This window comes from Streptomyces luteogriseus (assembly GCF_014205055.1).
GTDB lineage: Bacteria > Actinomycetota > Actinomycetes > Streptomycetales > Streptomycetaceae > Streptomyces > Streptomyces luteogriseus.
This window is the reverse complement of record NZ_JACHMS010000001.1, coordinates 1,105,206-1,130,116: the sequence shown is the minus strand read 5'-3', so window position 1 is coordinate 1,130,116 and position 24,911 is coordinate 1,105,206. Positions and strand designations below refer to the sequence as shown.

37 protein-coding genes are annotated in these 24,911 nt (G+C 71.1%); 22 read left to right on the top strand and 15 right to left on the bottom strand.

All coding sequences use genetic code 11. The annotated features are described in order from the left end of the window. Positions 1-13: 13 nt before the first annotated feature. The 3 genes from BJ965_RS05260 to BJ965_RS05250 are packed head-to-tail and all read right to left on the bottom strand — an operon-like array spanning position 14 to position 2,612. Positions 14-1,216, bottom strand: a complete 1,203-nt coding sequence (locus BJ965_RS05260) for a thiolase family protein (protein WP_184907592.1) — start codon at positions 1,214-1,216, stop codon at positions 14-16. Next, positions 1,213-1,857, bottom strand: coding sequence for a CoA transferase subunit B (locus tag BJ965_RS05255; protein ID WP_184907591.1), 645 nt, complete (start codon positions 1,855-1,857; stop codon positions 1,213-1,215). The genes BJ965_RS05260 and BJ965_RS05255 overlap by 4 nt, the downstream gene beginning before the upstream one ends. Then, on the bottom strand, positions 1,857-2,612 hold the full coding sequence (locus BJ965_RS05250; protein WP_184907590.1) for a CoA transferase subunit A: 756 nt from the start codon (positions 2,610-2,612) through the stop codon (positions 1,857-1,859). The genes BJ965_RS05255 and BJ965_RS05250 overlap by 1 nt, the downstream gene beginning before the upstream one ends. A gap of 206 nt (positions 2,613-2,818) precedes the next feature. Here BJ965_RS05250 and BJ965_RS05245 point away from each other — a divergent pair, with 206 nt between their 5' ends. Beyond that, positions 2,819-3,283, top strand: coding sequence for a MarR family winged helix-turn-helix transcriptional regulator (locus BJ965_RS05245; protein ID WP_184907589.1), 465 nt, complete (start codon positions 2,819-2,821; stop codon positions 3,281-3,283). 67 nt (positions 3,284-3,350) lie between these two features. Here the strand turns inward: BJ965_RS05245 and BJ965_RS05240 are convergent, their stop codons facing one another. Continuing rightward, entirely contained in the window at positions 3,351-4,334 is a 984-nt protein-coding gene (locus BJ965_RS05240) for a DUF3048 domain-containing protein (protein ID WP_184907588.1), read from the bottom strand. A 203-nt stretch (positions 4,335-4,537) separates the two neighbouring features. Here BJ965_RS05240 and BJ965_RS05235 point away from each other — a divergent pair, with 203 nt between their 5' ends. Beyond that, on the top strand, positions 4,538-5,728 hold the full coding sequence (locus BJ965_RS05235) for a zinc-dependent alcohol dehydrogenase (RefSeq protein ID WP_184907587.1): 1,191 nt from the start codon (positions 4,538-4,540) through the stop codon (positions 5,726-5,728). A 21-nt stretch (positions 5,729-5,749) separates the two neighbouring features. On the opposite strand, the gene BJ965_RS05230 is transcribed toward BJ965_RS05235, so the two are convergent. Further along, complete coding sequence (locus BJ965_RS05230; protein WP_184907586.1) at positions 5,750-6,814, bottom strand: ATP-dependent DNA ligase; 1,065 nt, start codon at positions 6,812-6,814, stop codon at positions 5,750-5,752. A gap of 135 nt (positions 6,815-6,949) precedes the next feature. Further along, entirely contained in the window at positions 6,950-7,219 is a 270-nt protein-coding gene (locus BJ965_RS05225; protein ID WP_184907585.1) for a hypothetical protein, read from the bottom strand. Positions 7,220-7,400: 181 nt separating this feature from the next. On the opposite strand from BJ965_RS05225, the gene BJ965_RS05220 reads away from it, so the two are divergent. From BJ965_RS05220 to BJ965_RS05160, 13 genes are all read left to right on the top strand, one after another. Then, positions 7,401-7,796, top strand: coding sequence for a hypothetical protein (locus tag BJ965_RS05220; protein WP_184907584.1), 396 nt, complete (start codon positions 7,401-7,403; stop codon positions 7,794-7,796). Continuing rightward, the gene (locus tag BJ965_RS05215; RefSeq protein WP_184907583.1) at positions 7,793-7,930 is read left to right on the top strand and encodes a hypothetical protein; all 138 of its coding nucleotides are present in this window, start codon (positions 7,793-7,795) and stop codon (positions 7,928-7,930) included. The genes BJ965_RS05220 and BJ965_RS05215 overlap by 4 nt, the downstream gene beginning before the upstream one ends. Further along, a complete protein-coding gene (locus BJ965_RS05210; RefSeq protein WP_184907582.1) occupies positions 7,927-8,484 on the top strand; it encodes a hypothetical protein in 558 nt (185 codons plus the stop codon). The genes BJ965_RS05215 and BJ965_RS05210 overlap by 4 nt, the downstream gene beginning before the upstream one ends. Further along, positions 8,481-8,852 (top strand): DUF6907 domain-containing protein, encoded by a 372-nt coding sequence (locus BJ965_RS05205; RefSeq protein WP_313666723.1) that lies wholly within the window; start codon positions 8,481-8,483, stop codon positions 8,850-8,852. The genes BJ965_RS05210 and BJ965_RS05205 overlap by 4 nt, the downstream gene beginning before the upstream one ends. Further along, positions 8,849-9,046, top strand: coding sequence for a hypothetical protein (locus BJ965_RS05200; RefSeq protein WP_184907581.1), 198 nt, complete (start codon positions 8,849-8,851; stop codon positions 9,044-9,046). Before BJ965_RS05205 ends, BJ965_RS05200 begins: the two co-directional genes overlap by 4 nt. Beyond that, a complete protein-coding gene (locus tag BJ965_RS05195) occupies positions 9,043-10,383 on the top strand; it encodes a hypothetical protein (RefSeq protein WP_184907580.1) in 1,341 nt (446 codons plus the stop codon). Before BJ965_RS05200 ends, BJ965_RS05195 begins: the two co-directional genes overlap by 4 nt. Next, complete coding sequence (locus BJ965_RS05190; RefSeq protein ID WP_184907579.1) at positions 10,380-10,553, top strand: hypothetical protein; 174 nt, start codon at positions 10,380-10,382, stop codon at positions 10,551-10,553. Before BJ965_RS05195 ends, BJ965_RS05190 begins: the two co-directional genes overlap by 4 nt. Beyond that, a complete protein-coding gene (locus tag BJ965_RS05185; RefSeq protein ID WP_184907578.1) occupies positions 10,550-10,867 on the top strand; it encodes a hypothetical protein in 318 nt (105 codons plus the stop codon). Before BJ965_RS05190 ends, BJ965_RS05185 begins: the two co-directional genes overlap by 4 nt. A gap of 1 nt (position 10,868) precedes the next feature. Continuing rightward, entirely contained in the window at positions 10,869-11,039 is a 171-nt protein-coding gene (locus tag BJ965_RS05180) for a hypothetical protein (protein ID WP_184907577.1), read from the top strand. A gap of 2 nt (positions 11,040-11,041) precedes the next feature. Next, positions 11,042-11,254 (top strand): pre-toxin TG domain-containing protein, encoded by a 213-nt coding sequence (locus tag BJ965_RS05175; protein WP_184907576.1) that lies wholly within the window; start codon positions 11,042-11,044, stop codon positions 11,252-11,254. Between the two features lie 79 nt (positions 11,255-11,333). Then, positions 11,334-11,549, top strand: coding sequence for a hypothetical protein (locus BJ965_RS05170; RefSeq protein ID WP_184907575.1), 216 nt, complete (start codon positions 11,334-11,336; stop codon positions 11,547-11,549). Then, a complete protein-coding gene (locus BJ965_RS05165) occupies positions 11,542-11,718 on the top strand; it encodes a DUF6257 family protein (protein ID WP_184907574.1) in 177 nt (58 codons plus the stop codon). The genes BJ965_RS05170 and BJ965_RS05165 overlap by 8 nt, the downstream gene beginning before the upstream one ends. 86 nt (positions 11,719-11,804) lie before the next feature. After that, on the top strand, positions 11,805-13,922 hold the full coding sequence (locus tag BJ965_RS05160) for an FtsK/SpoIIIE domain-containing protein (protein WP_184907573.1): 2,118 nt from the start codon (positions 11,805-11,807) through the stop codon (positions 13,920-13,922). A 221-nt stretch (positions 13,923-14,143) separates the two neighbouring features. Here the strand turns inward: BJ965_RS05160 and BJ965_RS05155 are convergent, their stop codons facing one another. From BJ965_RS05155 to BJ965_RS05145, 3 genes are all read right to left on the bottom strand, one after another. Beyond that, positions 14,144-14,725 carry a hypothetical protein gene (locus BJ965_RS05155; protein ID WP_184907572.1) on the bottom strand — a complete coding sequence of 194 codons (582 nt, stop codon included), beginning with the start codon at positions 14,723-14,725 and terminating at the stop codon, positions 14,144-14,146. A gap of 59 nt (positions 14,726-14,784) precedes the next feature. Continuing rightward, positions 14,785-15,105 (bottom strand): PadR family transcriptional regulator, encoded by a 321-nt coding sequence (locus BJ965_RS05150; RefSeq protein ID WP_184907571.1) that lies wholly within the window; start codon positions 15,103-15,105, stop codon positions 14,785-14,787. A 206-nt stretch (positions 15,106-15,311) separates the two neighbouring features. Next, positions 15,312-16,043: a hypothetical protein gene (locus BJ965_RS05145; RefSeq protein WP_184907570.1), complete on the bottom strand. Its 732-nt coding sequence runs from the start codon at positions 16,041-16,043 to the stop codon at positions 15,312-15,314. A gap of 262 nt (positions 16,044-16,305) precedes the next feature. On the opposite strand from BJ965_RS05145, the gene BJ965_RS05140 reads away from it, so the two are divergent. The 7 genes from BJ965_RS05140 to BJ965_RS05110 all read left to right on the top strand — a co-directional run bounded on the left by BJ965_RS05140 (position 16,306) and on the right by BJ965_RS05110 (position 21,347). After that, positions 16,306-16,872, top strand: coding sequence for a hypothetical protein (locus tag BJ965_RS05140; protein WP_184907569.1), 567 nt, complete (start codon positions 16,306-16,308; stop codon positions 16,870-16,872). Between the two features lie 165 nt (positions 16,873-17,037). Beyond that, positions 17,038-17,778 (top strand): DUF6879 family protein, encoded by a 741-nt coding sequence (locus BJ965_RS05135; protein ID WP_184907568.1) that lies wholly within the window; start codon positions 17,038-17,040, stop codon positions 17,776-17,778. Continuing rightward, entirely contained in the window at positions 17,775-18,623 is an 849-nt protein-coding gene (locus BJ965_RS05130) for a helix-turn-helix domain-containing protein (RefSeq protein ID WP_184907567.1), read from the top strand. Before BJ965_RS05135 ends, BJ965_RS05130 begins: the two co-directional genes overlap by 4 nt. An 87-nt stretch (positions 18,624-18,710) precedes the next feature. Continuing rightward, positions 18,711-19,172: a hypothetical protein gene (locus tag BJ965_RS05125; RefSeq protein ID WP_184907566.1), complete on the top strand. Its 462-nt coding sequence runs from the start codon at positions 18,711-18,713 to the stop codon at positions 19,170-19,172. Continuing rightward, positions 19,169-19,576 (top strand): hypothetical protein, encoded by a 408-nt coding sequence (locus tag BJ965_RS05120; protein WP_184907565.1) that lies wholly within the window; start codon positions 19,169-19,171, stop codon positions 19,574-19,576. Before BJ965_RS05125 ends, BJ965_RS05120 begins: the two co-directional genes overlap by 4 nt. Before the next feature lie 90 nt (positions 19,577-19,666). Next, on the top strand, positions 19,667-20,206 hold the full coding sequence (locus tag BJ965_RS05115) for a class IV adenylate cyclase (RefSeq protein WP_184907564.1): 540 nt from the start codon (positions 19,667-19,669) through the stop codon (positions 20,204-20,206). 61 nt (positions 20,207-20,267) lie between these two features. After that, positions 20,268-21,347, top strand: a complete 1,080-nt coding sequence (locus tag BJ965_RS05110; protein ID WP_184907563.1) for a radical SAM protein — start codon at positions 20,268-20,270, stop codon at positions 21,345-21,347. Between the two features lie 111 nt (positions 21,348-21,458). Here the strand turns inward: BJ965_RS05110 and BJ965_RS05105 are convergent, their stop codons facing one another. The 6 genes from BJ965_RS05105 to BJ965_RS05080 all read right to left on the bottom strand — a co-directional run bounded on the left by BJ965_RS05105 (position 21,459) and on the right by BJ965_RS05080 (position 24,409). Then, positions 21,459-22,100 (bottom strand): hypothetical protein, encoded by a 642-nt coding sequence (locus BJ965_RS05105; protein ID WP_184907562.1) that lies wholly within the window; start codon positions 22,098-22,100, stop codon positions 21,459-21,461. Further along, on the bottom strand, positions 22,097-22,318 hold the full coding sequence (locus tag BJ965_RS05100) for a hypothetical protein (RefSeq protein WP_184918052.1): 222 nt from the start codon (positions 22,316-22,318) through the stop codon (positions 22,097-22,099). Before BJ965_RS05100 ends, BJ965_RS05105 begins: the two co-directional genes overlap by 4 nt. A gap of 144 nt (positions 22,319-22,462) precedes the next feature. Further along, positions 22,463-23,110, bottom strand: coding sequence for a hypothetical protein (locus tag BJ965_RS05095; RefSeq protein ID WP_184907561.1), 648 nt, complete (start codon positions 23,108-23,110; stop codon positions 22,463-22,465). Positions 23,111-23,139: 29 nt separating this feature from the next. Continuing rightward, a complete protein-coding gene (locus BJ965_RS05090; protein ID WP_184907560.1) occupies positions 23,140-23,847 on the bottom strand; it encodes a hypothetical protein in 708 nt (235 codons plus the stop codon). 80 nt (positions 23,848-23,927) lie between these two features. Then, positions 23,928-24,230 carry a WhiB family transcriptional regulator gene (locus BJ965_RS39850; RefSeq protein WP_184907559.1) on the bottom strand — a complete coding sequence of 101 codons (303 nt, stop codon included), beginning with the start codon at positions 24,228-24,230 and terminating at the stop codon, positions 23,928-23,930. Further along, entirely contained in the window at positions 24,227-24,409 is a 183-nt protein-coding gene (locus tag BJ965_RS05080; protein WP_184918049.1) for a hypothetical protein, read from the bottom strand. The genes BJ965_RS39850 and BJ965_RS05080 overlap by 4 nt, the downstream gene beginning before the upstream one ends. Between the last annotated feature and the right edge of the window lie 502 nt (positions 24,410-24,911).

Here is a 24,911-nt window from a genome sequence, read left to right as displayed (position 1 = left end):
GCCGGAGGAAGGGCTACCGTTCGAGGACGAGTGCGAGCCCTTGCCCCACCCCGATGCACAACGTGGCCACTCCGACGCCGCTGCCACGCCGGGCCAGTTGATGGGCCACCGTCCCGGCCAGACGCGCCCCGGACGCCCCCAGCGGATGCCCCAGCGCGATCGCGCCGCCCTGCGGATTGAGGATCGCGGGATCGAACTCGGGCCACTCGGCCACACACCCCAGCACCTGCGCGGCGAACGCCTCGTTCAGCTCCAGCACGGACAGGTCGTCGAACCCCCTGCCCGCCCTGGCCAGCGCCCGATTGACCGCTTCCACGGGCGCCAGCCCGAAGTAGTGCGGGTCGGTCGCCGAGACACCCGTCGCACGGACGCGGGCGAGCGGCTCCCGGCCCGTCGCCCTGAGCCCCTCCTCGTCGACGAGCAGCAGCGCCGCCGCACCGTCGTTCAGCGGGGAGGCGTTGCCCGCCGTCACCGTGCCGCCCTCCGTGCGGAAGGACGGCTTCAGCCTGGCCATCGCCGCCAGCGAGGCGTCCGGGCGGACGCACTCGTCGGCGGCGAAGACCACCGGCTCACCCTTGCGCTGAGGAATCGCCACGGACGCCAGCTCGCCGTCGAACAAACCCTCGGACTGCGCCCCGGCCGCCTTCTCGTGGCTGCGCAGGGCGAACTCGTCCTGCTGCTCCCGGCCGATCTTGTGCTTGTCCGCGATGAGTTCGGCCGACTCGCCCAGCGGGATCGTCCACTGCGGTTCCATACGCGGGTTGACCATCCGCCAGCCGAGGGTCGTCGAGTACAGCTCGGTGTGCCCGGCCGGGAAGGGCTTGTCGCTCTTCGGCAGCACGTACGGCGCCCGGGTCATGGACTCGACGCCACCGGCCAGCACGACGGAGGCGTCGCCGAGCGCGATGGCCCGGGCCGCCTGGATCACGGCCTCCAGGCCGGACGCGCACAGCCGGTTGACCGTCACGCCCGGCACGGACGTGGGCAGACCGGCGAGCAGCGCGGCCATCCGGCCGACGTTGCGGTTCTCCTCACCGGCCCCGTTCGCGTTGCCGAAGTACACGTCCTCGACCCGGGCCGGGTCCAGCTCCGGCGTACGGCCGAGGAGTTCGCGGACGGCGTGCGCGGCCAGGTCGTCGGGGCGCACGCTCGCGAGGCCGCCGTTGTAGCGGCCGATCGGCGTGCGGACCGCGTCGACGATGTAGACGTCCTTCACTTCAGTCCCTCCGGCACGGTCAGTTCGGCGTCCGTCCTGGCGACGATCTCGGCGGCGGTCACACCCGGCGCGGTCTCGACCAGGACCAGTCCGTCGTCGGTGACGTCGAGGACGCCGAGGTCGGTGATGATCCGGTTCACGCACTCCTTGCCGGTCAGCGGCAGGGCGCACTCGGCGAGGATCTTCGGCGAGCCGTCCTTGGCGGTGTGCGTCATGACGACGACGACCGTGCGGGCCCCGTGCACCAGGTCCATCGCCCCGCCGATGCCGGTGATCAGCTTGCCGGGGACGGCCCAGTTGGCCAGGTCGCCCCGCTCGGACACCTGCATGGCGCCGAGCACGGCGACATCGATGTGCCCGCCCCGGATCATCGAGAACGACAGAGCCGAGTCGAAGAAGGAGGCGCCCGGCAGGACCGTCACCGTCTCTTTCCCGGCGTTGATCAGATCCGGGTCGACGGCGTCCTCGGTGGGGTAGGGGCCGGTGCCCAGGATGCCGTTCTCGGATTCGAGGACGACCTCGACGCCCTCGGGGAGGTAGTTGGGGATGAGCGTGGGCAGGCCGATGCCGAGATTGACGTACTGGCCGTCCCGCAGCTCCCGCGCCGCCCGTGCGGCCATCTCCTCGCGCGTCCAGGCCATCAGGACCTCACCGTCCGCTGCTCGATCTTCTTGTCCGCGGCCTGCTCCGGGGTGAGCGCGAGCACTCGCTGCACGAAGATGCCCGGCAGGTGCACCGTGTCCGGGTCGATCGCGCCGGGCTCCACCAGCTCCTCCACCTCGGCGATCGTGATCCGCCCGGCCATCGCGGCCAGCGGGTTGAAGTTCCGGGAGGACTTGTTGAACACCAGGTTGCCGTGCCGGTCGCCCTTCCAGGCCCGGATCAGGGCGAAGTCGGTGCGGATGCCTCGCTCCATTACGTACTCGGTGCCGTCGAACTCCCGGACCTCCTTCGGCGGTGAGGCGAGGGCGACCCCGCCCGCACCGTCGTAGCGCCAGGGCAGCCCGCCGTCGGCGACCTGGGTGCCGACGCCGGCCGGGGTGTAGAAGGCGGGGATCCCGGCGCCGCCTGCCCGCAGCCGCTCGGCCAGGGTGCCCTGCGGGATCAGCTCGACCTCCAGCTCCCCGGCCAGGTACTGCCGGGCGAACTCCTTGTTGGCGCCGATGTAGGAGCCCGTGACCCGGGCGATCCGGCCGGCGGCCAGCAGCACCGCCAGGCCCGACTCCATCGCCCCGCAGTTGTTGGAGACCACCGACAGCCCGGCCACCCCGCGCTCGTACAGCGCCTGGATCAGCACGTTCGGCACACCGCTCAGCCCGAAACCACCCACCGCGAGCGACGAGCCGTCCGGCACGTCGGCCACCGCCTCCAGGGCTGTGGCGACCACCTTGTCCATCCGAGAAGCCCCATCTCTTCCGAGCGACCCGACCAGATTAATCAGGGCACTGAGTATTTCGGTAAGCTGTCCCTCACGCTGCCATCGGTGCGGTGGGGCGTCAAGACCTAGGTAAATAGGCCTGTGACTCTCTGCAGAGGCGGCAGACAGCCGCCGATGCGTTGAGTATTGTTCAGTGCACCGACGAAGACGACCGAGGGGTGCACATGGCGGCCGCGGACCTCACCACCCACCCCGGGCACCTGGCCCGGCGGCTCCAGCAGGCGCACTACCTGCTGTGGAACACGATGGTCTCCGAGGAGATCACCTCGCCGCAGTTCGCCGTCCTCAACGCCCTCGTCGACGAGCCCGGCGTGGACCAGCGCACGGTGGGGGAGCGGGTGGGGCTCGACCGGTCCACCATCGCCGAGGTGATCAACCGGCTCAGCCGGCGCGGACTGCTCGACAAGGTCCGCGATCCCCAGGACGGCCGCCGCTCCCTGCTGCACCTCACGGACGAGGGGGCGCGCACGCATCGCAAGCTGACCGTGCGCACAGCCCGCATGAACCAGGTGTTCCTCGCCCCGCTGACCGCCGACGAGCGGACGGTCTTCTTCGACCTCATCCGGCGGGTCGCGGACGCGGCCGAGGGGCTCCGCAATCCGGAGGAGCCCCTGGTGGCGCCCGGCTGACGACCGCGGTCCGGGCAGGCCGGCCGGCCAGGGCGGGCCCGTCGGAGCGGACCGGAAGGCGGGCCGGTCAGGGCGTCTTGGCGAACACCACCCACACCTGGCCCTTCGCGAAGTTCACCGGCGTGCCGTCACCGGTGGTGAACGTCGTGCCGTCCACGGCCTTCTCCCGCTTCCAGCGCACGTCCCAGGCCCGCCCGTCGCGCAGCACCGTCGCCTTCCCCGAGCCGACCGTCTCCGTGTACGGCGTGTTGTTGCCGAGGAAGTCCCGGAAGGCGGACTCGCGCACCTTCACGTACTGCACGACGACCGTCGCGGCGGCCATCCGCTGACCGTCGGCCGTCGTCGCGGGCATGCCGTCCATGCCGACCAGCCAGCGGTCGCGGGAGTCCGACCAGGTGAAGGTGAAACCGGCCGCCGGGTAGCGCACCGTCCGGGACGCCGTCGCCGTGCCGCCCGCGGGTGCCGCCCCGTAGTGGAAGCCGGTGGTCAGGGCGCTCGTGCCCGGGGCCTCGGGCACGAGCCGCTCGGGCCGCAGGTAGAGGTTGTGCGGGGTGGGTCTGCCGGAGTCGCGGAAGAAGGCGTCGGCGGCGTTGCCCGGCGTCTCCGCCCGCAGCGGCGCCTCGCCGATCAGCGGCAGGAGCTTCTTCTGCGCGCCGGAGAAGGCGAGCGTGGGCCGACCGTACTGGCGCAGCAGCTCCAGATCCGACTCGCGTGCGCTGCGCACCGGTCCGACCGTCTCCGGCAGCCGGGTCGCGTACACCGCCATCAGCCGGCTCAGTCCGCCCTCGACCTGCTCCGCGTAGACCACGTCCGCGGCGTCGACGCCCGTGTGCGGGCGGGCCGGGGAGGCGTTGTCGATCTTGACGACGAGGGCGGAGGGGCCTCTCGCCGAGGGTGATTCCCCCTGCCCCGACTCCTTCGGCGATCCGCGTCCGTCGTCGCCCGGTCCGCCGCCCCCGCCCGTGCAGCCCGCCGCCAGGGCGGCCGTCACCGTGGCGGCCAGCAGCGCCGCCGTCGTCGCGGCGCGCCGTCCGCGCGCTCCTCGTCCCATGCCCACCGTCGCCACCGCGCCTCATGTCATCGATCTGACTTGATTGTGCGCTTATCTGAACATCAATGCCCATAGTCGATCGTTCTTGACGAGGAAGTGTCTCCGCCGCGTCCGTCGATCGGCGCAAGGTTCGGCGCGGGGCGTCCGGGTACCCGGACGTCGCCGTACGACCGACGCGCACGCTACGGAGGGAGCGCGAGGCGATGAGGGCAGTGACCTGGCAGGGCAAGCGGGACGTGCGGGTGGAGAACGTGCCCGATCCGACGATCCAGGAGCCGACGGACGCGGTCATCCGCATCACTTCCACCGGACTGTGCGGATCCGACCTGCATCTGTACGAAGTGCTCACCCCGTTCATGACGCCGGGCGACATCCTCGGCCATGAGCCCATGGGCATCGTCGAGGAGGTCGGAGCCGGTGTCCCGGACCTCCAGGTGGGGGATCGGGTCGTGGTGCCGTTCCAGATCGCCTGCGGCAACTGCTGGATGTGCCTGACCGGCTTGCCCACCCAGTGCGAGACCACCCAGGTCCAGGGCGAGGGCATGGGCGCCGCCCTGTTCGGCTACACCCGCCTGTACGGCGCGGTGCCGGGCGCCCAGGCCGAGTACCTGCGTGTTCCGCAGGCGCAGTTCGGCCCGATCAAGGTCCCCGAGGGCCCGCCCGACGACCGCTTCGTCTACCTCTCCGACGTCCTGCCCACCGCCTGGCAGGCCGTCGCCTACGCCGACGTCCCGAAGGGCGGCAGCATCGCCGTGCTCGGTCTCGGCCCCATCGGCGACATGGCCTGCCGCGTCGCGCAGGTGCAGGGCGCCGGGCAGGTGTTCGGCGTGGATCTGGTGCCGGAGCGGCTGCGCCGGGCGAAGGCACGGGGCGTGGAGACCTTCGACCTGCGGTCCTTCGACGACGAGAAGGAACTCGTCGAAGCGATCCGCGACCAGACCGACGGCCGCGGACCCGACGCGGTGATCGACGCCGTCGGCACCGAGGCCCACGGCAGCGCGGCCGCGCGCCTGGTGCAGAACGCCGCGGCCGTCCTGCCCCGCAAGATCGGCGCCCCCATCGCCGAGCGCTTCAGCGTCGACCGCCTCGCCGCGCTCCACACCGCCATCGAGCTGGTGCGCCGCGGTGGCACCATCTCGCTGTCCGGCGTCTACGGCGGCATGGCCGACCCGCTGCCGCTGCTCACCCTGTTCGACAAGCAGATCCAGATGCGGATGGGCCAGGCCAACGTCCGCCGCTGGAGCGACGACATCATCCCGTACCTCACCGACGAGGACCCCCTCGGTGTGGACGACTTCGCCACCCACCGGGTGCCGCTGTCGGAGGCCCCGCATGCGTACGAGATGTTCCAGCGCAAGCAGGACGGCGCGGTCAAGGTCCTGATGCAGCCCTGACCGGCGCCACCCCGACAGACGCTAGGAGCCGAGGATCTCCGCCAGGTCGTAGCGGACCGGTTCCTCCAGCTGCGCGTAGGTGCAGCTCTCGGGGGTCCGGTCCGGGCGCCAGCGGCGGAAACGGGCCGTGTGCCGGAAGCGCTGCCCGTTCTCCATGTGGTCGTACGCCACCTCGGCCACCCGGTCCGGCCTGAGCGGCACCCACGACAGGTCCTTGCGGCCCGACCAGCGGCTCGGCGCCCCCGGCAGCCGGGCCTTCTCGTGCGCGGCCTCCTCGGACCAGGCCGCCCACGGGTGCCCCGTCACGTCGTCCAGGCGCAGCGGCTCCAGCTCCTCCACCAGTTCGGCGCGCCGCTTCATCGTGAAGGCGGCGGACACCCCCACGTGCTGGAGGGCCCCCCGGTCGTCGTACAGGCCCAGCAGCAGTGACCCGACGACCGGACCGCTCTTGTGCAGCCGGTACCCGGCGACCACGACGTCCGCCGTCCGCTCGTGCTTGATCTTGAACATGGCGCGGGCGTCCGGCCGGTAGCGCACGGTCAGCGGCTTGGCGATGACCCCGTCCAGTCCCGCCCCCTCGTACTCCTCGAACCACTGCCGCGCCACCTCGATGTCGGTGGTCGCCGGTGCCAGGTACACCGGCGCCCGCACCCCGGACAGCACCCCGGTCAGCCGCTCCCGCCGCTCGGTCAGCGGCGCGTCCATCAGCGACTCGTCCCCCAGCGCCAGCACGTCGAACACGACGAGTGACGCCGGGGTCCGCTCCGCCAGCATCCGCACCCGCGAGTCCGCCGGATGGATCCGCTCCGTCAGCGCGTCGAAGTCCAGATGCCCCTCGCGCGCGATCACGATCTCCCCGTCCACCACGCACCGCTCCGGCAACCGCTCCCGCACAGCCGTCACGAGCTCGGGAAAGTACCTGGTCAGAGGCTTCCCGGTGCGGCTGCCCAACTCGACCTCGTCCCCGTCGCGGAACACGATGGCCCGGAACCCGTCCCACTTCGCCTCGTACTGCATGCCGGCGGGGATCGCCGCCACGGACTTGGCGAGCATCGGCAGGACAGGGGGCATCACCGGCAGATCCATGGACCGACTCTACGAGCCGTCCATGGTGTCCGCCTGTTATGCGTGGCGTCCGCAAAAGCCCATGTCACCTGCGGATTCGACGCGGTCTCAGAGCAGGTGTGTGAGACGAGTGTGAGACGACGCCCGGCGGGATCCTCAGGCGGAAGCTGACGGCTCCTGCTTCGGCCTGCCGCCCTTGCGGGCACGGCGCTCGGCGAGTTCCTGTTCGGCCCTTTGGAGGTCGGCTTGATCCTCGTCGGTGCCGTGCTCCAGGACCCGGGCCTTCATGTGGTCCAGGACGTCGTTCGTCCGGTCGGTACCCAGTCGCTCGCACACCCGTCCGTACGCCTGCCACAGCGGGTCCGGCACTCGAATCGGCCGCGGGGTCGTGTGCCTCTTCGGCGCCTCGCTGGACTGCTCAGCCATCGCTCTCCCTCTCGTAGATACACGGAATCCTCGCATGGGGGCTTGTGTATCTACAAGGTTCCCGATACTGTGTATCTACAAGGTTAAGCCCCCCGGAAACGGGGGCGGCCCCAAGCCGGTGTTTCCGCCAAGTCCCACCGGCCCGGGGCCTCACGACCACCTGAGACACCAGGAGATCGCTATGACGCATCCTTCCATCCGCCGCGAGCGCCGCACCAACCGCCGCACCCTGCGTGCCGAGCTCCGCCGCCGCGCCGCCGCCACCCGCCTCGCCGCCTCGTGCCGGCGCCGCCCCCGCAGCCTCGCCACCGTGGCGATCGCCGCCGGGGTCGACCGCACCACCGCCGCCGGCTGCGCCAACGGTCTGCGCACCGTCGCCAAGCGGATCGGCCTCACCCCCGCCGCGACCGCCCGCACCCGCCGCACCGTCGCCGGTGGCCGCGCCCACCGCACCCACGGCGTCTCCCGCTACACCCTCGGCCAGGTCCGGGTGCTCATCCGGGCGTACAAGCCGCGCAAGCCCGAGTACAAGGCCGCCGTCGCCCGCATCGCCGCCCTCGCCGGCGGTGCCCGATGACCGCCTCCCACAACCCGCGCGCCTGCCAGCTCTGCGGCTCGCTGCGCCACCCGGCCACCGCCAAGCAGGGCCGAGAGCTCGCCAAGCACCTCGCCCAGCAGCCTCTGCCCCAGCAGAAGCGAGACGACCGATGAGCCGGACCCCGGCCGAGCAGGCGCCCACCACCACGGCGGGCGCCCTGCCCCCGGCCCTCCCCAGCGACCTCGCCGTCGCGGCCCAGGTCGCGCAGCAGATGCTCACCGACTACGCGCACGTCGACCACGGTGACCTGTTCGCCCTCAACCAGGCGCACGGCGCCATCCGCGAAGCCCTGCGGATCGTGCTGCGCGCTGTGGGAGTCGAGCCGGACGAGGCGGTTACGGGATCGCGTAACCCCGCCGACCTGGGAGAACGCTGCCCGGCCGCGCACCCCGAGGACCCCACCCCGTGCGACGGGCCTCCGGTCGTCACCTTCCTCGACTCGACGAACGCCGGCGCCAAGGGCTGCGAGCACCACGGCGCCCGCTTCCTCGCCTCCATCACCGGTGGCCGCGTCTACGCCCTGCCCGATGCCCCCGACGGCGCGGCCATCCGCGTGTTCAAGGCCTCCGCCTACATCCACCCCTTCCCCTGGCTGGAGTCCGCGCCGCGCACCCGCCCGGAGCAGCGCAGCCACGCCGAGAACCGCGCGAGGGGTGAGGCCGAGTGACTCAGCACCTGCCCCGCACGGTGACCGTGCCCGTCCTGGTCACCAGGTCCCTGGAGATCGAGGAGCCTGACTGGTGCGCCGGCCGTCACGGCGGCCACGCCGAGTCCAAGGTCGACGTCACCCACTACGGTCTCGAGCACGCCATCGGAGCAGGCGACTTCAACCTGCTTCGCGCCATGCTCGCCCAGGCCCCGTTCGCCGAGCGCGCCACCACTGACGTCGTCCTGTACGTCGAGCAGCAGGACCTCACCGGGTCGTACACGCCCGACGAGGTCGAGGAGCTGGCCGACGCCCTCGTCGAAGCCGCCGCCCGCCTGCGCGCCCTCAGCCGTGAGCTGGCCGCGATCCTCGCCCGAGGTGACCAGTGAGCGGCACCGCCCTGGTGCGCCGCCCGACCGAGGCCGCCGCCCTGCGCGCGGCGGCCCGGTCCGCCCGGCGCCTCCCCCCTGTCCCCGCCCTGATGGCCGCGCTGCTCGACGCGAACGAGCGCCGCGACCGTGAAGGCGTCTGCCTCGCCGCGCACCGTGCCGTGCGCGCCGCCGCCCCGGAGGTGGGCGAATGAACTCCGTACTGATGTGGGCCCAGGCCCACCCCCTGCCCGCGGTCCTCGTGGCCGTCACGGTCCTGGCCGCTGTCGTCGCGCTCGCCGTGGCCGGCCGCAGGGCCACGCGCCGAGTACCGGCCGCCGTCCTGGTCGCCGCGCTCGCCGCCCTCGCCTGCACCGCCTACAGCGCAGACACCTCGTGGCGGTTCGCCGAGCACAGCCTCAACATGGTGTCGACCACCGAGCGCGGCGCGATGTTCGCCGCCGCCGAGCTCGCCCTGTTCGCCTGCGCCCTGATGGCCCGCCAGAACCTCCGCACCCAGGGAGCACCCGGCGTCCCCGGCGCCCTCGTCTGGTTCATCACCGGCGTGCAGGTCATCCCCGCATACGCCGAGTCCGGCATCGTCGGCGGCACCGTGCGCGCCGTCGTCGGCCCGGTCCTCGCCGCGCTGCTGTGGCACCTCGCCATGGGGATCGAGCTCCGGCACGCCAGGCCCGGCACTGGCTCGGGCAGCCTGCCCGCCCTGCTCGCCCGCGAGCTGCGTGAGCGGCTGCTGTCCCGCCTCGGTCTCGCAACCCGCGACCGCACCGCCGAGCAGATCACCCGTGACCGGTGGACGGTCAAGGCCGTGGGCCTGGCCGCGAAGCTCGCCGACATGAAGCCCGGCGCCCGGGGCCGCGCCCGCGTCGCCCGGCGGCTGTCCGTGGCTGTGGGCAAGGCGCAGGCCGGCGCGTCCGAGGAGCAGCGCGCGAAGCTGCTGGAGCTGCTCGCGGCCCGCCGGCACGCCTCGTCTCTGGCGACGATCGACCTGGCGTCGCCGTGGGAGACGGGCGAGGAGATCACGGTGGAGCGGGTGCCCGAGGAGCGGCCCGAGCTCCCGCCCGCGCGGCCGGACGTGGTGCCCGCAGGGGTGAGCCTGCTGCCGATCGTGGCCCGGCCCGAGCCGGTCGAGGTGACCACTAACCAACCGCGGGTGCCGTACCGGTGGGACCGCATCAAGGGGCGCCTGGTGGACGTCGAGGAGCCCGCCGAAGTGGTCATGCCGGACGTCGCGGCAGTGGACCCGTGGGCGGACAAGTTCCCCTTTCAGACGACCATCGGCCAGCCTCCGCAGGTGACCAACTCGGTGCCCGCCGAGACCGGCCGCCAGGTGGTCACCGAGGTCATCACCCTCACCCCCGCTGAGCTGCGCCGCAAGGCCCGCGCCCTGAACAAGGAAGCGGTCAGGTCGAACGGCCGGTCGGTGACCATCAAGACGCTTCAGGAGGAACTCGGCCTGTCGCGTCGAGAGGCGACCGACCTTCGCCGCGAAGTGGTCACCACGGCGCTCTTCACGGGGGAGGCCCGGTCATGAAGTGGCTGTTCCTCGGCGCCCTGCTCGGTGTACTGCTCACCGTCCCGCAGGCCCTCGACCTGACCACCTCCGCCGTCGACGGACTGGCGTCGAAGCCCCTGCTCGTCGCGTTCGCCCTCGGTGCCGTAGCCCGCCCGCACCTGCCCCTGCCGAGGAGGTGGACGCGATGAGCGACGCCCTGGAGAAGGCCGAGGCCGCCGCCCGAGAGGCCGCCGTGGACACGGCCGCCGTACAGATCGCGCTCGCGGCCGTCGAACTGGCCAAGGCCGCTACCGCCCAGCAGCAGCCCGCGCACTCCACTTGCCAGCACGAGCGCAAGCCCGGTCGTAGCACCGGCGAGTGGCTCGGCATCAGCTGCGCCATCTGCATCGGTGGCGTCGGTATCGCGTTCGCCTCGATCGCCATCGCCATCGGCGGCATCTCCGTCGCGATCCTCGCCCTCGTCCTGCGCTCCATGTGGCGCGACTACCAGAAGGGCCGCTGACATGCACTTCCACTGCCCCGATTGCCACCCGCAGCTACAGCGCGGTGTCACCCCGGCGATCTGCGGCGCGACCATCCCCCTGCCCATCGCCGGCAACGGCCCGGAGCGCAAGTGCCCGGCCTGCGCGAGGGCCCTGCGCCAGCACAAGGCCAGCCACAAGAGGGGCCGCTGACCATGGGCATCTTCCGCCGCACCGAAACGGCATCGGACGCCGCGGACCGCACCACCCGCATCCTTCAGGGCGTCGAGGACGCCTACGCCGCCCGCACCGGAGACCCCGTCGACGGCGGCCCGCTCGACGAGTTCGAACAGACCGTCCTCGGCGGAGCCGTTGCGCCGCCCGGTGTCGACTACCCGCCGCCCGGCCACGGCTACCCCCGCCGCTGACCTGGCCCTTCCGTCCCCCACGGCCCGACCGTGGGGGAGCGGTGGGGCCGGACAGCCCGGCCCACAACCAGGAGGAACCATGACCCGCGACCAGGCCTTGCAGCAGGCCCGATACGCCGCGCTTCGCGCCCACGACCTGGCGACCGAGGCCGAGCGCCTCGCCCGGCACGAGGACTTCCGGCCCAAGGCACCCGCGTTCGCCGCAGCCGGCACCGTCTGGGCGAACACCGCCCAGGCCTACGCCGCCATCGGCGCCGCCCTGCCCGAGACCGCCGAGGAGCCCACCCATGGCTGACGACCTGAGCCTCAGCGACTACACCCCCGGCGAGCTCGCGAAGCTGAGCCTGCTGACGGCCCGGATGGCGAAGCGCGGCCTGGCCGGTATGGACGTCGACCTCTCCGACCTGAAGCGCAAGGCCGAGCGCATCGAGCAGCAGGCCCTGCGCCGCAAGCAGAAGCCGTAGCTACACCCCGGGGCGGCCGTCAGCTGCCAGGCGAAACCGGCCGCCCCGGGCCCCGGACCGCTACAGAACGACCGGAGACCCACATCATGACGGACACCCTTACCCCGCCCGTAGTCAACGGCCACGACAAGCCGCAGGTGAGCCTGCTCAAGTTCGCCCCCGAACCGGTCGTCGAGGAGACGCCCGGGGTAGAGGCGGTCGACCGCCCGAACAACCCGTTGGCCGACTGGCTGACCGTGCCCGACGTGCCGATCCTCCCGCCCTGGGCGCGGTCCGTGGCGTCCCTGAAGGCCAACACGGCGGCGTTCTGCCGGCTGTCCTGGTGGCACTCCCGTTACCACCTGCTGCGCGTCCCCAAGTACGCGTTCCGCATGACGTGGCTCGCCTCAAAGGGCCTGTGGCGGGCATCCCGCGGACTGTGGCCGACGCTCACAGCGCACGATCAGAGCGCAGCCGTGAAGGCCCTGCGCGCGCAGTTGAAGGTCAAGCCCGACGACGTCGACCTCGCCGTCCGGTACGCGCTGCTGCACCGCGAGCGCACCCTCGCCCGCCGGTGGCGGTTCGGCGCCGCTGCGATCGCTGTTGCGGGCGCTGCCGCGGGCTGGCCGCTGGCGCCGACGCCCCTACAGGCCGGCATGGCCGCCGCCGTGACGATCCCCCTCGTCTTCCTGGGCCGGGGCGATGACGTGCAGCTGCTCGACAACGCGACGCCGCCGCTGCGCGTCGACATGACCGCGCAGCAGCTCAACGACGCGCTCCGCGCGGCGGGCCTGCTCAAGCAGGGCAAGGGCGACGGCGACGGGCCCCGGGTCACCTGCGTGATGGGACCGGTCCGCGACGGCCGCGGCTGGGCGGTCATCTTCGACCTGCCCAAGGGCGGGGGGAAGACGGCCGCTGACGTGCTGGCGAAGCGCACGGCGATCGCCGCCGAGCTGGGTGTCGACGAGATTCAGGTCATCGCCTCCCGCGTCCGCGCTGCGGCCGGCGGCAACGCCGGGCGGGTGTCGATGTGGGTGGCCGACGACGACCCCTACCTCGGCACGCCGAACCCGTCGCCGCTGGTCAAGGCCGAGACGTTCTCCGTGTGGGACCCGATCCCGTTCGGACAGGACGCCCGCGGTACCCGCATCACCGTGCCGGTCATGTGGCAGTCGCTGTTCTTCGGCGGCCTCCCCCGCCGCGGCAAGACGTTCACGCAGCGCCTCATGACCGCGGCCGGCCTGCTCGACCCCTACGTGCGGCACTACGTCGCCGACGGCAAGGGCGGCGCCGACTGGATGCCCATGAAGGCCGTAGCGCACCGGCTGGTGATGGGCGCCGAGGACGACGCGGTCGAGGCGCTGAAGGCCATGCTGAAGGAGCTGCTGGCGGAGATGGAGCGCCGCTTCGTGCTGCTGCGCGGCTTGCCCGTCTCTGTGTGCCCCGAGGGCAAGCTGACGCCGACGATCGTCGAGAAGTACAACCTGCCGGTCATCTTCGTCACCATCGACGAACTGCAGGAGTACTTCACCGCCATGGAGAAGGACGACCGCGACCAGGTCATCAACGACCTGTGCCGCATCGCCCGGCGAGGCCCGGCAGCCGGGTTCATCTCCAACTTCGCCTCCCAGCGGCCCGACGCCGACTCGGTGCCCACCAAGCTGCGGGAGATCATCACCCTGCGGTACTCGACGCAGGTCGTCGACCAGACGTCCAGCGACATGGTGCTCGGCAAGGGCAAGGCCGCCCAGGGTGCCGACGCCTCCGTGCTGTCCGAAGAGCACAAGGGCACGGGCGTGCTGGTCACCGGCCCCGCCTCGTTCGTCACCGTGCGGGCCGACTTCCTCGACGGGCCGGCGTTCGCCGAGATCTGCCAGCGCGGCCGCGCCCTGCGGCAGAAGCACAACCAGCTGACCGGCGACGCCGTCCAGGACGTCACCGCCGCAGCCGACCAGGCCGGCTTCACCATCGCTCCCGTCCTGTCCGACTGCCTCACCGTGATGCGGCACGCCGCCCGCATGCACACCGTCGACCTGCTGCAGCGCCTGGAGAACCTCGACGAGGACTACGGCGACTGGGACGCCGAACGCCTCGCCCGGGAGCTCGAGGACGCGGGCGTGAAGCGCACCACGAAGCAGGTGAACATCGGCGGGAAGAACCTCGCCGGCTACCGCCGCGAGGACCTTGAGGCAGCTGTGCCGCCCGAGCTGCTCGACGCCCGGTAGACCCCCACCCCTCTACAACCGGCCCCGGAACGCCCCGCGGCCCCCCTCTACCCACACCAGTGGATCTAGAGGGGGGCCGCTATCCGCGTATAGGGGGGGTGTAGTGGCCGCTGACCTGCGAAGTAGTGGCCATAGAGGGGGAGGTCTCCCCGTCCCGCTGGAGCACCCCATGCCTGGCTCTGAGCGCTGAGCCCGGGTCCACGGCCAGGACGCCGAGTGTCCTACTCCTCAGGCGTGCTGCTCGCTGCGAGTTCGATGCCGCGGAGGCGGCGCAGCCAGCGGAAGAGGCCTGTGACCGCGAGGGCGCATGCGCCGCACCACGCCCAGCCTTCCGTGAGCAGCATGTGCAGGCCGTCCGTGGCCTGGATGTAGACGATCTGCGCGCCAACGGTCAGGACCGTGGCAGTCCGCGTCCGGGACTCAGCGGCCAGCAGCCAGTCCACAGGACGCCAGGCGGGGGCGGCCATGTCATGGACCCGCATGCGAAGTGCCGCGAGGACGTAGCCGCGGGCAAGCCGACGCTTCTGCCGTGCCGTCAGTACCAGGCCGGTGTCAGGGTCCCCTGCGAGATCCGCCAGCCATACGGGCCGCATGTTCCGCCGGCGTCCGGCGAGCCGAGCAGCGAGCGAAGCAGCGCCCGATCCGGCGCGCTCGCTGTGCTTCCAGCGCTCCAGGTAGACGAGATTAGTCAAGAGGATCGTGTTCGCAAGCGCGCCCGCGGCCGTAAGCCCAGAGTCCCAGTGCTTGAGCAGGCCAGGGTCTTTGAAGACCTCGAAGAGTGCGCCCAGCATGGCGAAGATCAATGCCAAGACCAAGGGCCCGGGGATCTTGTCCTGCAGCCTCGCTGACGATGATCGGCGGGTCATCCGGCGCCTCCGGCCAGGCCAAGGCCGAATCGACGCCGTCGAGCTCTGCGGTCTTCCAGGACTGCGTGGGCCTGCGCCCTGCCGGTGCCGGTCAACTCGTAGTAGCGGCGCGCGGGGCGTCCCGGGTGCGGAGCCGTTTCATCCCAGCTTCTGACCCAGCCGCGTTCTGTCAGCCGGTCGAGGATCGGGTACACGGTGCCGGAGCCGAGGTCTGCGTCTCGGCAGATGCTCAGCCCCCACGCGGGAGCGTCGCCGGTTGCTTCCAGGAGAACTTCGAGCACGGCGATGGTCGGCTTGGTCAGCCGAATGGTCGTCATATCCCCAGTAGACCATGTGTCGAGTACGAGATACAAGGGTCGTCGAGGGTAGGGGCTGTGGAGGCGCGGCGAGGTCCTGCAAGCCGTGACACGCGCCGCAGCGAGCGCACAACGCGTGGCGCCGCACCCACGAGGCAGGCAGTCGCTGACGCACCGACAGACCCTCGCCCAGCGCGCTCGCCTTCGGCGTCGTCGAGAATCCCGGCTCAATCAGGTCTATCACCCGATGATCCGACCGGCTGCTGGCCCGTCGCTCCGCCATCCGGGGCGGTGTCTCCGTCGGCAGTCCCGCCGTCCGCGGTGCCGCCGTCGGTCTGGCCTTGGACTTGCCCCTCGGGGGCGCTCGGGGTCTGGCTCGCGTCGCTGGAACGCCATTCCTTGAGCCCTTGGCTGAACAGTGTGCCGCCGAGCTTCTTACATGTGTGCTGAATTACGCCGCCCACCATGTCATCGCCAAGTAGAAGAGCCGCCAGGCCTGCGCCATACGTCAATGCGCCACTGATCATCTTCAGGGAGCCACGCGTCTTGGGACCCAAATCCCCTACAGTCGCTTCACCCGATCGAAGGGCTTCGACCTTGTATAGGAGTCCCTTGATCTCTTCTGGGGCCTGACTGTCCAGATGCTCGATCGCCTCACGGAGGAGCCCTGAAACAGCTTCTGGGCTGGCTACGCCCCACTCGGCGAAGTCGCCGTGGCTCGTAATACTCTCCTCGAAATCGTCCGCAAAGCGACACAGGAATGGCTTCTGCTCATGCAGAAAAGTCAGCGCCGTAGCCATCTCAATGCCAACATCAATGAGCTCGCGGTGGGCGTCCGAGTCCATGGCCGGGATCTCTGTCCCCAACTGCACTGTCCAAGTGTTGTCCAAGCTCACGACATAAATGCATGTACTGGCGAGGTTCGCCGCCGCTCGCTGCTCCGCGATCGTCAATGACATGAAAACGGCCTCCTAGGCAGCACCGACGTGCCTACACGTCACGCTAAGCGCCCGTGAACATGGACACCTGTGGAGATAGACCAGCTCGGTGAAGGTTGCCGCTGCCGGTGCCGTGCAGTCACCGCAATCGGGATTGGCGGGGCGGGGTGGACATATCCCCCCTCTGGCCGGCCAACATGGTCACAAGACGGCTACATGCCTCACACGCGGCCTTCACGGGGCGCATGATGCCCATTCGGAAAAACAGCACCTCGGGGGGATCATGCGCACCCGCGCCATCACCACTACTGCCGTCCTGCTGCTCGCTCTGAGCGCCTGCAGCAGTAGCACTGAGCCGCGCACCACGCCGAAGGCCAACAAGCCGGCGGCAGAGAAGAGCACGGCGGATCCGAAGCCCAGCCCCGACAAACCCCGGGCCTTCGGACAGGAGCTCACGTTCACCGACGACGGCATCACGATGGGCATCACGGTGCTCGGCTACGAGCAGGACACCTTCCACCCGCAGACCTCAGCTGACGCGGAGTTCGGCACCACCGGCTACACCTGGGCCGCGGTAGAGATCAAGGCCTGCCTGAAGAAGGGCACAAGCGGGGTCACCCGATACCCCTGGGCCCTGGCCTACGCGGACGGGGCACGGATCGAGCCGAGCAGCGCGACCTATGGGGACTTCCCCAAGCCCGAGTACCCATACGAAGCGAAGATGAAGGCCGGCGACTGCGTCCGCGGCAAGACCGTCTTCGCCGTGCCAGCCAAGCAGCGGCCCGAGCAAGTGCTGTACACACCGGAGTCGCTGGATACCCCGGCAGAGTGGACCGTCCCGAAGGCGTGAGAAGAAGCCCCCAGCGGTCCCGTTACGGGCCGTCTGGGGGCTTCTCCGTGTTGCGCGCAATCCGCGGCTGACGTCCTCGGCCAGCAATCTGCTGCAATCCGTGAGCGCCACCGCGCAACCACCGCGCATCCTGGGATCTCCAACCGACCAGGACTCGGAGGCGACATGGCGCTCAGGTTCCTCGGCACCACCAGCGATGACGGTGACTGCCCCACCCTGTACGAGATTCCGGAGACAGACGAGATCCTCGTGCAGGGTGACCGCGAGACCGACCCGCAGCACCTCGTGCAGCTGCGCGACGTCAAGCCGTCCGAGACGTTCGTCCGCGTCCCCCGCAGCCTGCTCACCCGGTACGCGCCCCGCACCGCTGCACCCGAGCTCCGGCCGTTCGCCTCGATCTCGCACCTGTTCCGCGAGTTCCGGCACACCGCGTTCCGCCTGGAGACCCGCCGCGGCTACGCCTCCGACCGCCAGTCCCCGCTCTGGCCGAAGTGGCTCGCCGGCGAGGACGTCGCCGCCGAGCCGGCCAACGCCTGGCGGCAGAACGTCCGCGCCCAGGTCGAGCAGGGCAAGCGGTTCGAGCGTGTGCGCCTGGCCGACGAGCCACTCACCCAGGGGCAGGAGTTCCTGCTGGCCCGCGCCCCGAGCAACGTCGAGGCCGGGGAGGACATCCGCCATCTCCCGCGCAGCGAGGCTCACGCCCTGCGGCTGCCGGACCATGACTTCTGGCTGTTCGACTCCAAGATCGTGGCCCGGTTCGCGTTCGACGAGGACGACACCACCCTCGGCGTGTACGTCACCGAAGACCCCGCCGAGGTGCTCGCAGCCTGCCAGGCCCGGGACGCTGCCTGGCATCACGCGGTACCTACAGCCGAGTTCGCGAAGCGGGTAGCTTCAACCGTGTGACCACCGACTTCCAGACCGCACGCGAGGCCCTCGGCGCGCGCCTGCGGGAGCTGCGCACCGAGGCCGGTCTGGAAGGTAAGGACATCGCCAGCAAGCTGGGATGGCAGACGTCGAAGGTCTCCCGGCTGCAGAACGGCAAGCAGACCCCTACCCGCGCCGATCTGACCGCGTGGACGAACGCGGTCGGCCGCCCGGACGCCGAGCCTGAACTGCACGGCCTGCTCGCCGGCCTGGACATGAAGCAGCGGCACCGCTCGTGGCGTCGGCAACTCGCGGGCGGGCACCGCGGCCGGCAGGAGATCGCCGTCCGGCAGACCGAGAACACGACGCTGATCCGGGGCCTCGAGGTCTCCCGCATACCGGGCCTGTTCCAGACTCCCGAGTACGCGCGGGTCATCTTCGACAGCAACGCCGAGTTCCGCGGGATCCCGCCCACCACCGAGGCGGCCGTTGAGACGCGCATGCGCCGTCAGGAAGCGCTGTACGACCCCGCGAAGACGTTCCGGTTCCTCGTCTGCGAAGCGGCCCTGTACCACCGCTCGTGCCCGGTCGAGGTGATGGCCGAGCAACTCGACCGGCTGTACAACCTCGTCGGGCAACGCCGGATCGAGCTCGGCATCCTGCCGTTCGGCACCCAGCTGCGCCGCACCGCGCCGCACGCCTTCTGGATCTACGACTGGCGACTCGTCATCGTCGAGACCATCAGCGAGGAACTGTGGCTGACTGGTGACGACGACGTCCAGCTGTACGAGCGGGCGTGGGACTGGCTCGCCGAGGCCGCCGAGTACGGGACGCCGGCGCGGCGCCTGATCGGCCGTGCAAGGGCCTCTCTCGACCTCACCTAAGCAACCGGGCGCAAGCCTCCTGCCCGTGCGCGCAATCGCGCGCAATCGCCGCCCAGAGGCGCAATCGGCCTCCGTAGCGTCCCGCTCATGGCCCTTCCGAAGTACACCGAGCGGTACCTGGCGGGGGACTCGTGGCTCGCTGGCTGCTCCACGCACCCCGCCCTCGTGCGCGAGGCGTGGAGCCTTGAGGCCCTGGCACCGATCCCGTCCGGCAGGGCGTGGCTGGCGGCTGAAGCTCCGCTCGTCGCGAGCATGCAGGCGCACGACCGGATCCCTTCCGAGCGCCGAGGGCCAGTCGTCGCCGATCCGACCTTGGACACCGCCTGGTGGCTCGTGCCGCTCGATGCCGCCGACGAACTGGCCGACCTGCGGACCGTGACCGTGCATCCGGCTGGTTGGCCACTCCACTGCCCGCCGACGGGCTGGCCTGTCTGCGGCCGCTTCTGGCTCACGCGCCCTGACGGATCGGGCGAACTCACTGACCCTGCCGTACTCGCCGCCGCCTTCGGCCCTGGCGGGTACCGACGCCCAACGGAGGCACCGGCATGACCATCACCGAGACTCAGACCGAGACGCCCGAGGTCACTGACGAGCTGTCGAGGCTCTGCAAGCAGCTGGCGCGCACCGCGAAGTCGTCGCGCGACAAAGCGGCCGTTCAGGCGCTGGTCGAGGAGCGGACCATCCTGGAGCTCCCGGCCGTCCAGCGCGCCCTGATCGTCGACACCAGCCGAGGCGCCAAGGTCAGCTTGGAGTCACTGTCCGGACGCCAGTACGGCCTCGGCTTGGACGCACAACAGCTCTCGTTCCTCGGCCTGGTCCTGTCGATGTTCGGCATCGGCATCACCACCCTCGCCGCCGTGCAGGACCTCGATGACCGCCGACTGCCGATCCTCCTCCGCGCCATCCTGCGGCTCTCCGGGAACGAGACGATCGCCGTGGGCACCCGCCTGTAGCCCGGGCCCCGTGAGGGGCGTTGCCGGGCTGCCGCCCCCTACGCTGCACGGTCGTTGGACACCAGCAGCAACCCAGCGATCGGAGACTCCATGGCAGGCATTGAGTTCGAAGCGAAGGCCCTCGACGTCGACCCCGCGAAGATCGCACGGCTCATCACCGAGGCCGGCGGCACCTGCACGACCGGCACCCGCCTTATGCGGCGGTACGTGTACGACACCATCCCGGCCGTCCCTGGCCGGTGGGCGCGGCTACGCGACACGGGAGGCGACGTCACGCTCTGCGTGAAGCAGATCAGCACGGACGCCGTCGACGGGACCCACGAGACCGAGGTGACCGTCGACAGCTTCGAGGAAGCCGCCACGCTGCTGCGCCTCATGGGCCTGACACCCCACGGCTACCAGGAGAACCGGCGCACCTCGTACACCCTCGGCACTGTCCGCCTGGAGGTCGACGAGTGGCCACGCATCCCGCCGTATCTGGAGATCGAGGCCGACGACGAAGCGCAGGTGTGGACGGCCGCCGCCGCGCTGGGCATCGACCGTGACCAGCTCACATCGATCAACACCACCAAGGTCTACGGCCTGTACGGCATCGACCTGGACTCCATCGCCGACCTGCGCTTCGAGTAGGCCGGCGCCTGCGACACCAGCCGGGGTACCGCGCCCCGACCGGCCCGGAGAAGGGGGCACCATGCACGACCTGAGCGACGTGCCGGTGGAAGTGAAGCCCGACCGCACCCTGCGCGTGAAAATCATCGACGCATGCGGTCTCGCCTGCTCGTTCTGCCACAACGAAGGAACACCCGTCGCCGCACCGGGCAGCACCGGACGTGTGTCCATCTACCTCCGCACCAACGGCGCCGACTTCCTGCCCGCCCGGATCGCCGCCGACACGGACTTCGCCCTGGCCCTCGCCGCCGTGCGCGGCAGCCTCCCGACGAACGAAGTGCACTTCACCGGCGGCGAGCCGACACTGCACCCCGACCTGCCCGGCCTGATCACCATCGCCCGGCGCCTCGGACTCACCGTCGGGCTCACCTCGAACGGCGAGAACGGCGCCGCGGTCCTGCCCGCCGCCGCAGCAGCCGGCCTCGACCGCATCAACCTGTCCGTGTTCGGCACCACCCCAGCCGAACTCGCCGCCGTCCAGGCCCCGCGCCTTGCCTCACCCAAGCTCGCCGAGCGCAAGCTGGCCGCCCTCGACGCGACCATCGAGACCGCGACCGCACACGGCATCAAGGTCTCCGCCAACATCGTGATCCCCGACCGCGGCCATGTCGACCGCGTCCTACGCATCATCGAGCAGCACGGCCGCTCCGTCGTGGTCCGGATGCTCGTCTCTCTGGAGGACGGAGGCGCCTCCCTGGCCGCCATGCAGGACGTCGTCGACCACCTGGGCGCCGTGCCGGTCCGCCGCATCATCACGGCCGGGGCATCGGATCAGCGGGTGCGGTACCGCCTGCCCGACGGGCGCACGCTGTACGCGAAGAGCATCCGGCCCGTGCGCCTCCCCGAGACGTGCACGGACTGCCGCTTCAACAACCCCGACGACTGCCAGGAGGGGTACTACGGCGTCCGCCTGTACCGCGCTGCGGACGGCCCGTTCATGGTCGGCGTGTGCATCCAGCGCATGGACCTGTGCGTGCCGCTCGGCGAGTTCGTGATGAGCCAGCGCTGCCGCGAGGTGGCGACCTTCCGCGACGACGAAGCGGCCCGGCTGACCCGGCTGCACGCCACGCCGGCAGCGACCGGCGGACCGACCCCCGGCTGACCACCCGCCCGGCGCCGCCCCACAGATGCCCGTCCGCCCTCAGCACCCCCGCCCTCGTGGCGAGAGGGCGGGCGGGTTACCGCCTTGGAGTTCCTGGCCAGTGCCGGGCCATCAGGGCCGCACTACCGCCGCCTTGACGTGGCCGATCCGCACGCCGGTGTGGACCCAGATGCGGTATCCGGCCTGCCGAGCGCGCTCGCAGAATGTGTAGTCCTCGGCGTACGGGTCGCCGTCCACGACCGAGTAGTCCCACCAGGGCAGGCGCGCCGTGGGCCGGTCGGTTCGCATCCGCAGGAACACATCCCGGTGCACCAGGAGGAAGCCCGTGCCGACGAGGGCGACCTCCATGAGGCAGTTCGCGGGCGGGTGCAGCACCGGTTCGAGCCGGCCTCCCACGGTCCTGAAGGCTTCCCCTACCTCCTGCCCGTCGTGCTGGTCGAAGCCCTTGCAATGGCCCGCGACGATGGGCCGCTCCGCAGCGTCCGCCGCCTGAAGCAGCGTGAGGACGTGGTCAGGGGTGAACACCATGTCGCTGTCGATCTGAAGCAGCCAGGGCGCGCCCGAGGCGAGGAACATCTCGGTGATGCCGTGGCGGGAGACGGCGAGGTGAGGACTGCTCAGGTAGGTCACGTGGTCACGTATGCGCGGCCGGGTCCGGTCGTCCTGGTAGAGGCAGACGACGGACTCCAGGAACATCGTGGTGACGTGGGAGGGAGCGCACCAGGCGAGATAGACATCGCCTCCCGCACTCACCCCTCCTCTCCCGCCCGCAGCGACGCCACAGCGCCATCCAGCAGCCGCAGACGCACCCGTCTGATGTCGGCCCGCACCTCCGGGCGTTGACGCCACCGGCGCACCGTCCTGCCCGACACCCCAATCTCGGGGCCTATCTCCTCCGGCACCCGGCCCATCGCCAGCAACACCGCCGCCCGAACTTGCGGCGGGAGTTCCTCATGTTCACTCGTGGCCATAGCTGTCCACCTCCTACAAAGATCGTACGGGGGCATGCAAGTCGACATGCAGAGACACCGGCGCTGTATTGGTGTATTCATACAAACGCGGAAGCGCCCGGCACCCTCACCAGGGAGCACCGGGCGCCACGCCCTACGGAACCGTCAGCGACGTCTCTCCGCCCGCACCAGCCCGAGCAGGACATCGCGGCCCTCAACCGCCGACAGCCCGCCGTATGGAGGCCACACAGCCCGCGCAAGCGGATGCCGCGGCCACACCTCCGTCACCCGCTCCGACAGACACCGCCCCAACACCCCACCCGCATCCACGAGCGGCCACTTCACCCCCGCGATCCAGGCCGACCCGTCCAGGTTGGCGCCCGTCTCCTCGTCGTCCTGGTGCCGCAGACCCCGCCGCTCCAACTCCGCCCCCGCCGCCCGCACAGCACGGTCGTGCGCGTCCAGCGCGGCCAGCGCCCGCCCCATCGCCCGCTCGGCCTCAACGACAGCCCTCACCGCCGCCAGCCGCGACGACCCGAGCTCGGCGACCGTCCCGGCCATCTCCCGCGCCGCCGCCTCCCCAGCAGCCGCACGCGCCTCCCGCACGACCTTCTGCTGCTCCCACTCCTCACGCAGTACCTTCGCCCGCACCTTCGCGTGCTCAGCCCGCCCGATCGCCTCCTGATGACGCTCGTACGCATCGGCACTCCCCGGGCTGCGGCTGTACCTCCGCTCCGCATCCCTCAGGCTCTGCTGTGCCTCCTCGGCATCCGTCTCCGCCTGCTCCAGCTCATCCGCCGTGACCATCACCATGGTGTTCCTCTCCGCCCTCGAACCCGACTTCACTTCGACCCGCGCAACACGTCCGCCAACTGCAGGCGCGCCGGCGCCTTCACCCGGTCCGGCGCCGACACCTTCGCCACCACACCCGGCACCCCCTGCTCCACCGCGATCGCCGCCCCCATCAGCGCACCAAGCAGGTGATGCCGCTCCGACACCCGCGACTCCACCACCCGCCGCGTCACCCAGGCGGCCACTGCCCCCTCGTTCACCGGCTCCAACACCCGGCCATCGAGCTTCAGCCGCGCCTGACCAAGCGCAGTGCGGTCCCCGCCCGCGTCACCGCCGCGGATGTCGAGGCCCGCCCCGCCCAGCACGTCGGCGTGAGCCTCCACCGCCACGTTCCACGCCGCCGTCGCCGCCACCAGCTGCACGAGGGCCGCCTGCGCCCCCTCCAACGCCCCCACGAGGTCCCGCTCCCGCTCCGCCATCTCCACCCCGGCCGCCCCGATCTCCGCCGCCGCAGCCTTCTCCAACACCGGACGCGACGCCCGCCGCCGCTCCTCCTCCACCTGCGCCGTGTACGCCGCCCGCAGCTCACGGGCGTTGGCACGGAGCTGCGCCGCCAACTGCGACACCTCCGTCAACCGCAGCGCCGCCATGTCGCTGTACGGATTCGCACCCAACGCCTCCGCCGCCGCATCCCGCAGCCCCTCCTGCTCGACCGCCCGCGACTCCGCCTGCACAACCTGCTGCTCGGTGATCCTCATGCCGTTACTCCTTGATCCGTCCTACCGGTAACCGAGTGGACACACGTCCGCCCGGGTCATTCACCACCACCAGGGCCCCGCTACGAGGCCGCTGCCCCTACCCCCACTGCCGGGCCCCCACGGCGCCGCCGCTCACGCTCACGCCGCGTCGTCCCACCCCACACCCCGAACAGTTCGGGCCGGTCCAACGCGAACGCCTCGCACACGTCGAGGAAGCTGCACCCGTCGCACAACGCTTCGGCGTCCGACTGCCGCAGACCCTCGACGAAGTAGGCGTCCGGATCCACACGGCACTGCACCGGCTCCCGCGCCTCGACCACGAAGTCGGGGATCCCGAGCGCCAACGCCGGCCGGGCACCCGCGAGGTTGTGGCCGCCGCTCACTCGGCGCCCTCGTTCAGCCGCCAGTTGAGCCCGAGGACCGCCAGGCCGGCGGCCAGGAAGCCCGCGGTCGTCGACCAGGTGAAGACACCCGTCGCCAGCAGACCGAGGCCCGCCGCGTCCATGAGCTCCGACCGCACCCGCAGCAGCACCTCACCAGCCCGCCGGGCCCTCGCCTTCACAGTCGGCCCTCACGCTCTCTGCGTACCCTCTCGGCCGCCGCAGACAGCCCGGAGCCACCCCGAGCCCGCCCCGACACCTGACCGGCCCTCACAGCCGCCCACAGCAGCGCGATCCCTAGAGCCGTCACACACATCACGGCCACCGCCGCGAAGCTCCATCCGTTCACCGTCCACCTCCTTGTTGTCGCCGCACCCGCCAACACCCACAGCGGAGCCAACCCAGTCCAGTTTCCAAACCCACAAGGCCCTGCCCACAGACCAGCCGCCGTGCCCGCCGGAGCCAACGCCCCACCCGCCGGGGTCAAGCTCGGGCTCGGGCTGCGGCTCGGGCCCGCCTCGCCGCGCGCGCCCGGGCCGCGGGCGAGCAGCGCCAACCCTTCACCGCGCCCACCGTCCACAAGACAGCGGCCACGCTGAGGAGACTGATGGAGATCGTGTTCAGGGTCATGAGGTAGTCCTCTCTGAGGCCGAGGTGGGCTGGCCCCGGGATGCGGGGCCAGCC

Excerpts from the sequence above, each read along its gene's own strand:
- BJ965_RS05255 (WP_184907591.1), bottom strand. The coding sequence starts at position 1,857 with ATGGCCTGGACGCGCGAGGAGATGGCCGCACGGGCGGCGCGGGAGCTG.
- BJ965_RS05250 (WP_184907590.1), bottom strand. The coding sequence starts at position 2,612 with ATGGACAAGGTGGTCGCCACAGCCCTGGAGGCGGTGGCCGACGTGCCG.
- BJ965_RS05245 (WP_184907589.1), top strand. The coding sequence starts at position 2,819 with ATGGCGGCCGCGGACCTCACCACCCACCCCGGGCACCTGGCCCGGCGG.
- BJ965_RS05240 (WP_184907588.1), bottom strand. The coding sequence starts at position 4,334 with ATGGGACGAGGAGCGCGCGGACGGCGCGCCGCGACGACGGCGGCGCTG.
- BJ965_RS05235 (WP_184907587.1), top strand. The coding sequence starts at position 4,538 with ATGAGGGCAGTGACCTGGCAGGGCAAGCGGGACGTGCGGGTGGAGAAC.
- BJ965_RS05230 (WP_184907586.1), bottom strand. The coding sequence starts at position 6,814 with ATGGATCTGCCGGTGATGCCCCCTGTCCTGCCGATGCTCGCCAAGTCC.
- BJ965_RS05225 (WP_184907585.1), bottom strand. The coding sequence starts at position 7,219 with ATGGCTGAGCAGTCCAGCGAGGCGCCGAAGAGGCACACGACCCCGCGG.
- BJ965_RS05220 (WP_184907584.1), top strand. The coding sequence starts at position 7,401 with ATGACGCATCCTTCCATCCGCCGCGAGCGCCGCACCAACCGCCGCACC.
- BJ965_RS05215 (WP_184907583.1), top strand. The coding sequence starts at position 7,793 with ATGACCGCCTCCCACAACCCGCGCGCCTGCCAGCTCTGCGGCTCGCTG.
- BJ965_RS05210 (WP_184907582.1), top strand. The coding sequence starts at position 7,927 with ATGAGCCGGACCCCGGCCGAGCAGGCGCCCACCACCACGGCGGGCGCC.
- BJ965_RS05195 (WP_184907580.1), top strand. The coding sequence starts at position 9,043 with ATGAACTCCGTACTGATGTGGGCCCAGGCCCACCCCCTGCCCGCGGTC.
- BJ965_RS05190 (WP_184907579.1), top strand. The coding sequence starts at position 10,380 with ATGAAGTGGCTGTTCCTCGGCGCCCTGCTCGGTGTACTGCTCACCGTC.
- BJ965_RS05185 (WP_184907578.1), top strand. The coding sequence starts at position 10,550 with ATGAGCGACGCCCTGGAGAAGGCCGAGGCCGCCGCCCGAGAGGCCGCC.
- BJ965_RS05180 (WP_184907577.1), top strand. The coding sequence starts at position 10,869 with ATGCACTTCCACTGCCCCGATTGCCACCCGCAGCTACAGCGCGGTGTC.
- BJ965_RS05175 (WP_184907576.1), top strand. The coding sequence starts at position 11,042 with ATGGGCATCTTCCGCCGCACCGAAACGGCATCGGACGCCGCGGACCGC.
- BJ965_RS05170 (WP_184907575.1), top strand. The coding sequence starts at position 11,334 with ATGACCCGCGACCAGGCCTTGCAGCAGGCCCGATACGCCGCGCTTCGC.
- BJ965_RS05165 (WP_184907574.1), top strand. The coding sequence starts at position 11,542 with ATGGCTGACGACCTGAGCCTCAGCGACTACACCCCCGGCGAGCTCGCG.
- BJ965_RS05160 (WP_184907573.1), top strand. The coding sequence starts at position 11,805 with ATGACGGACACCCTTACCCCGCCCGTAGTCAACGGCCACGACAAGCCG.
- BJ965_RS05150 (WP_184907571.1), bottom strand. The coding sequence starts at position 15,105 with ATGACGACCATTCGGCTGACCAAGCCGACCATCGCCGTGCTCGAAGTT.
- BJ965_RS05145 (WP_184907570.1), bottom strand. The coding sequence starts at position 16,043 with ATGTCATTGACGATCGCGGAGCAGCGAGCGGCGGCGAACCTCGCCAGT.
- BJ965_RS05140 (WP_184907569.1), top strand. The coding sequence starts at position 16,306 with ATGCGCACCCGCGCCATCACCACTACTGCCGTCCTGCTGCTCGCTCTG.
- BJ965_RS05135 (WP_184907568.1), top strand. The coding sequence starts at position 17,038 with ATGGCGCTCAGGTTCCTCGGCACCACCAGCGATGACGGTGACTGCCCC.
- BJ965_RS05125 (WP_184907566.1), top strand. The coding sequence starts at position 18,711 with ATGGCCCTTCCGAAGTACACCGAGCGGTACCTGGCGGGGGACTCGTGG.
- BJ965_RS05120 (WP_184907565.1), top strand. The coding sequence starts at position 19,169 with ATGACCATCACCGAGACTCAGACCGAGACGCCCGAGGTCACTGACGAG.
- BJ965_RS05115 (WP_184907564.1), top strand. The coding sequence starts at position 19,667 with ATGGCAGGCATTGAGTTCGAAGCGAAGGCCCTCGACGTCGACCCCGCG.
- BJ965_RS05110 (WP_184907563.1), top strand. The coding sequence starts at position 20,268 with ATGCACGACCTGAGCGACGTGCCGGTGGAAGTGAAGCCCGACCGCACC.
- BJ965_RS05100 (WP_184918052.1), bottom strand. The coding sequence starts at position 22,318 with ATGGCCACGAGTGAACATGAGGAACTCCCGCCGCAAGTTCGGGCGGCG.
- BJ965_RS05095 (WP_184907561.1), bottom strand. The coding sequence starts at position 23,110 with ATGGTGATGGTCACGGCGGATGAGCTGGAGCAGGCGGAGACGGATGCC.
- BJ965_RS05090 (WP_184907560.1), bottom strand. The coding sequence starts at position 23,847 with ATGAGGATCACCGAGCAGCAGGTTGTGCAGGCGGAGTCGCGGGCGGTC.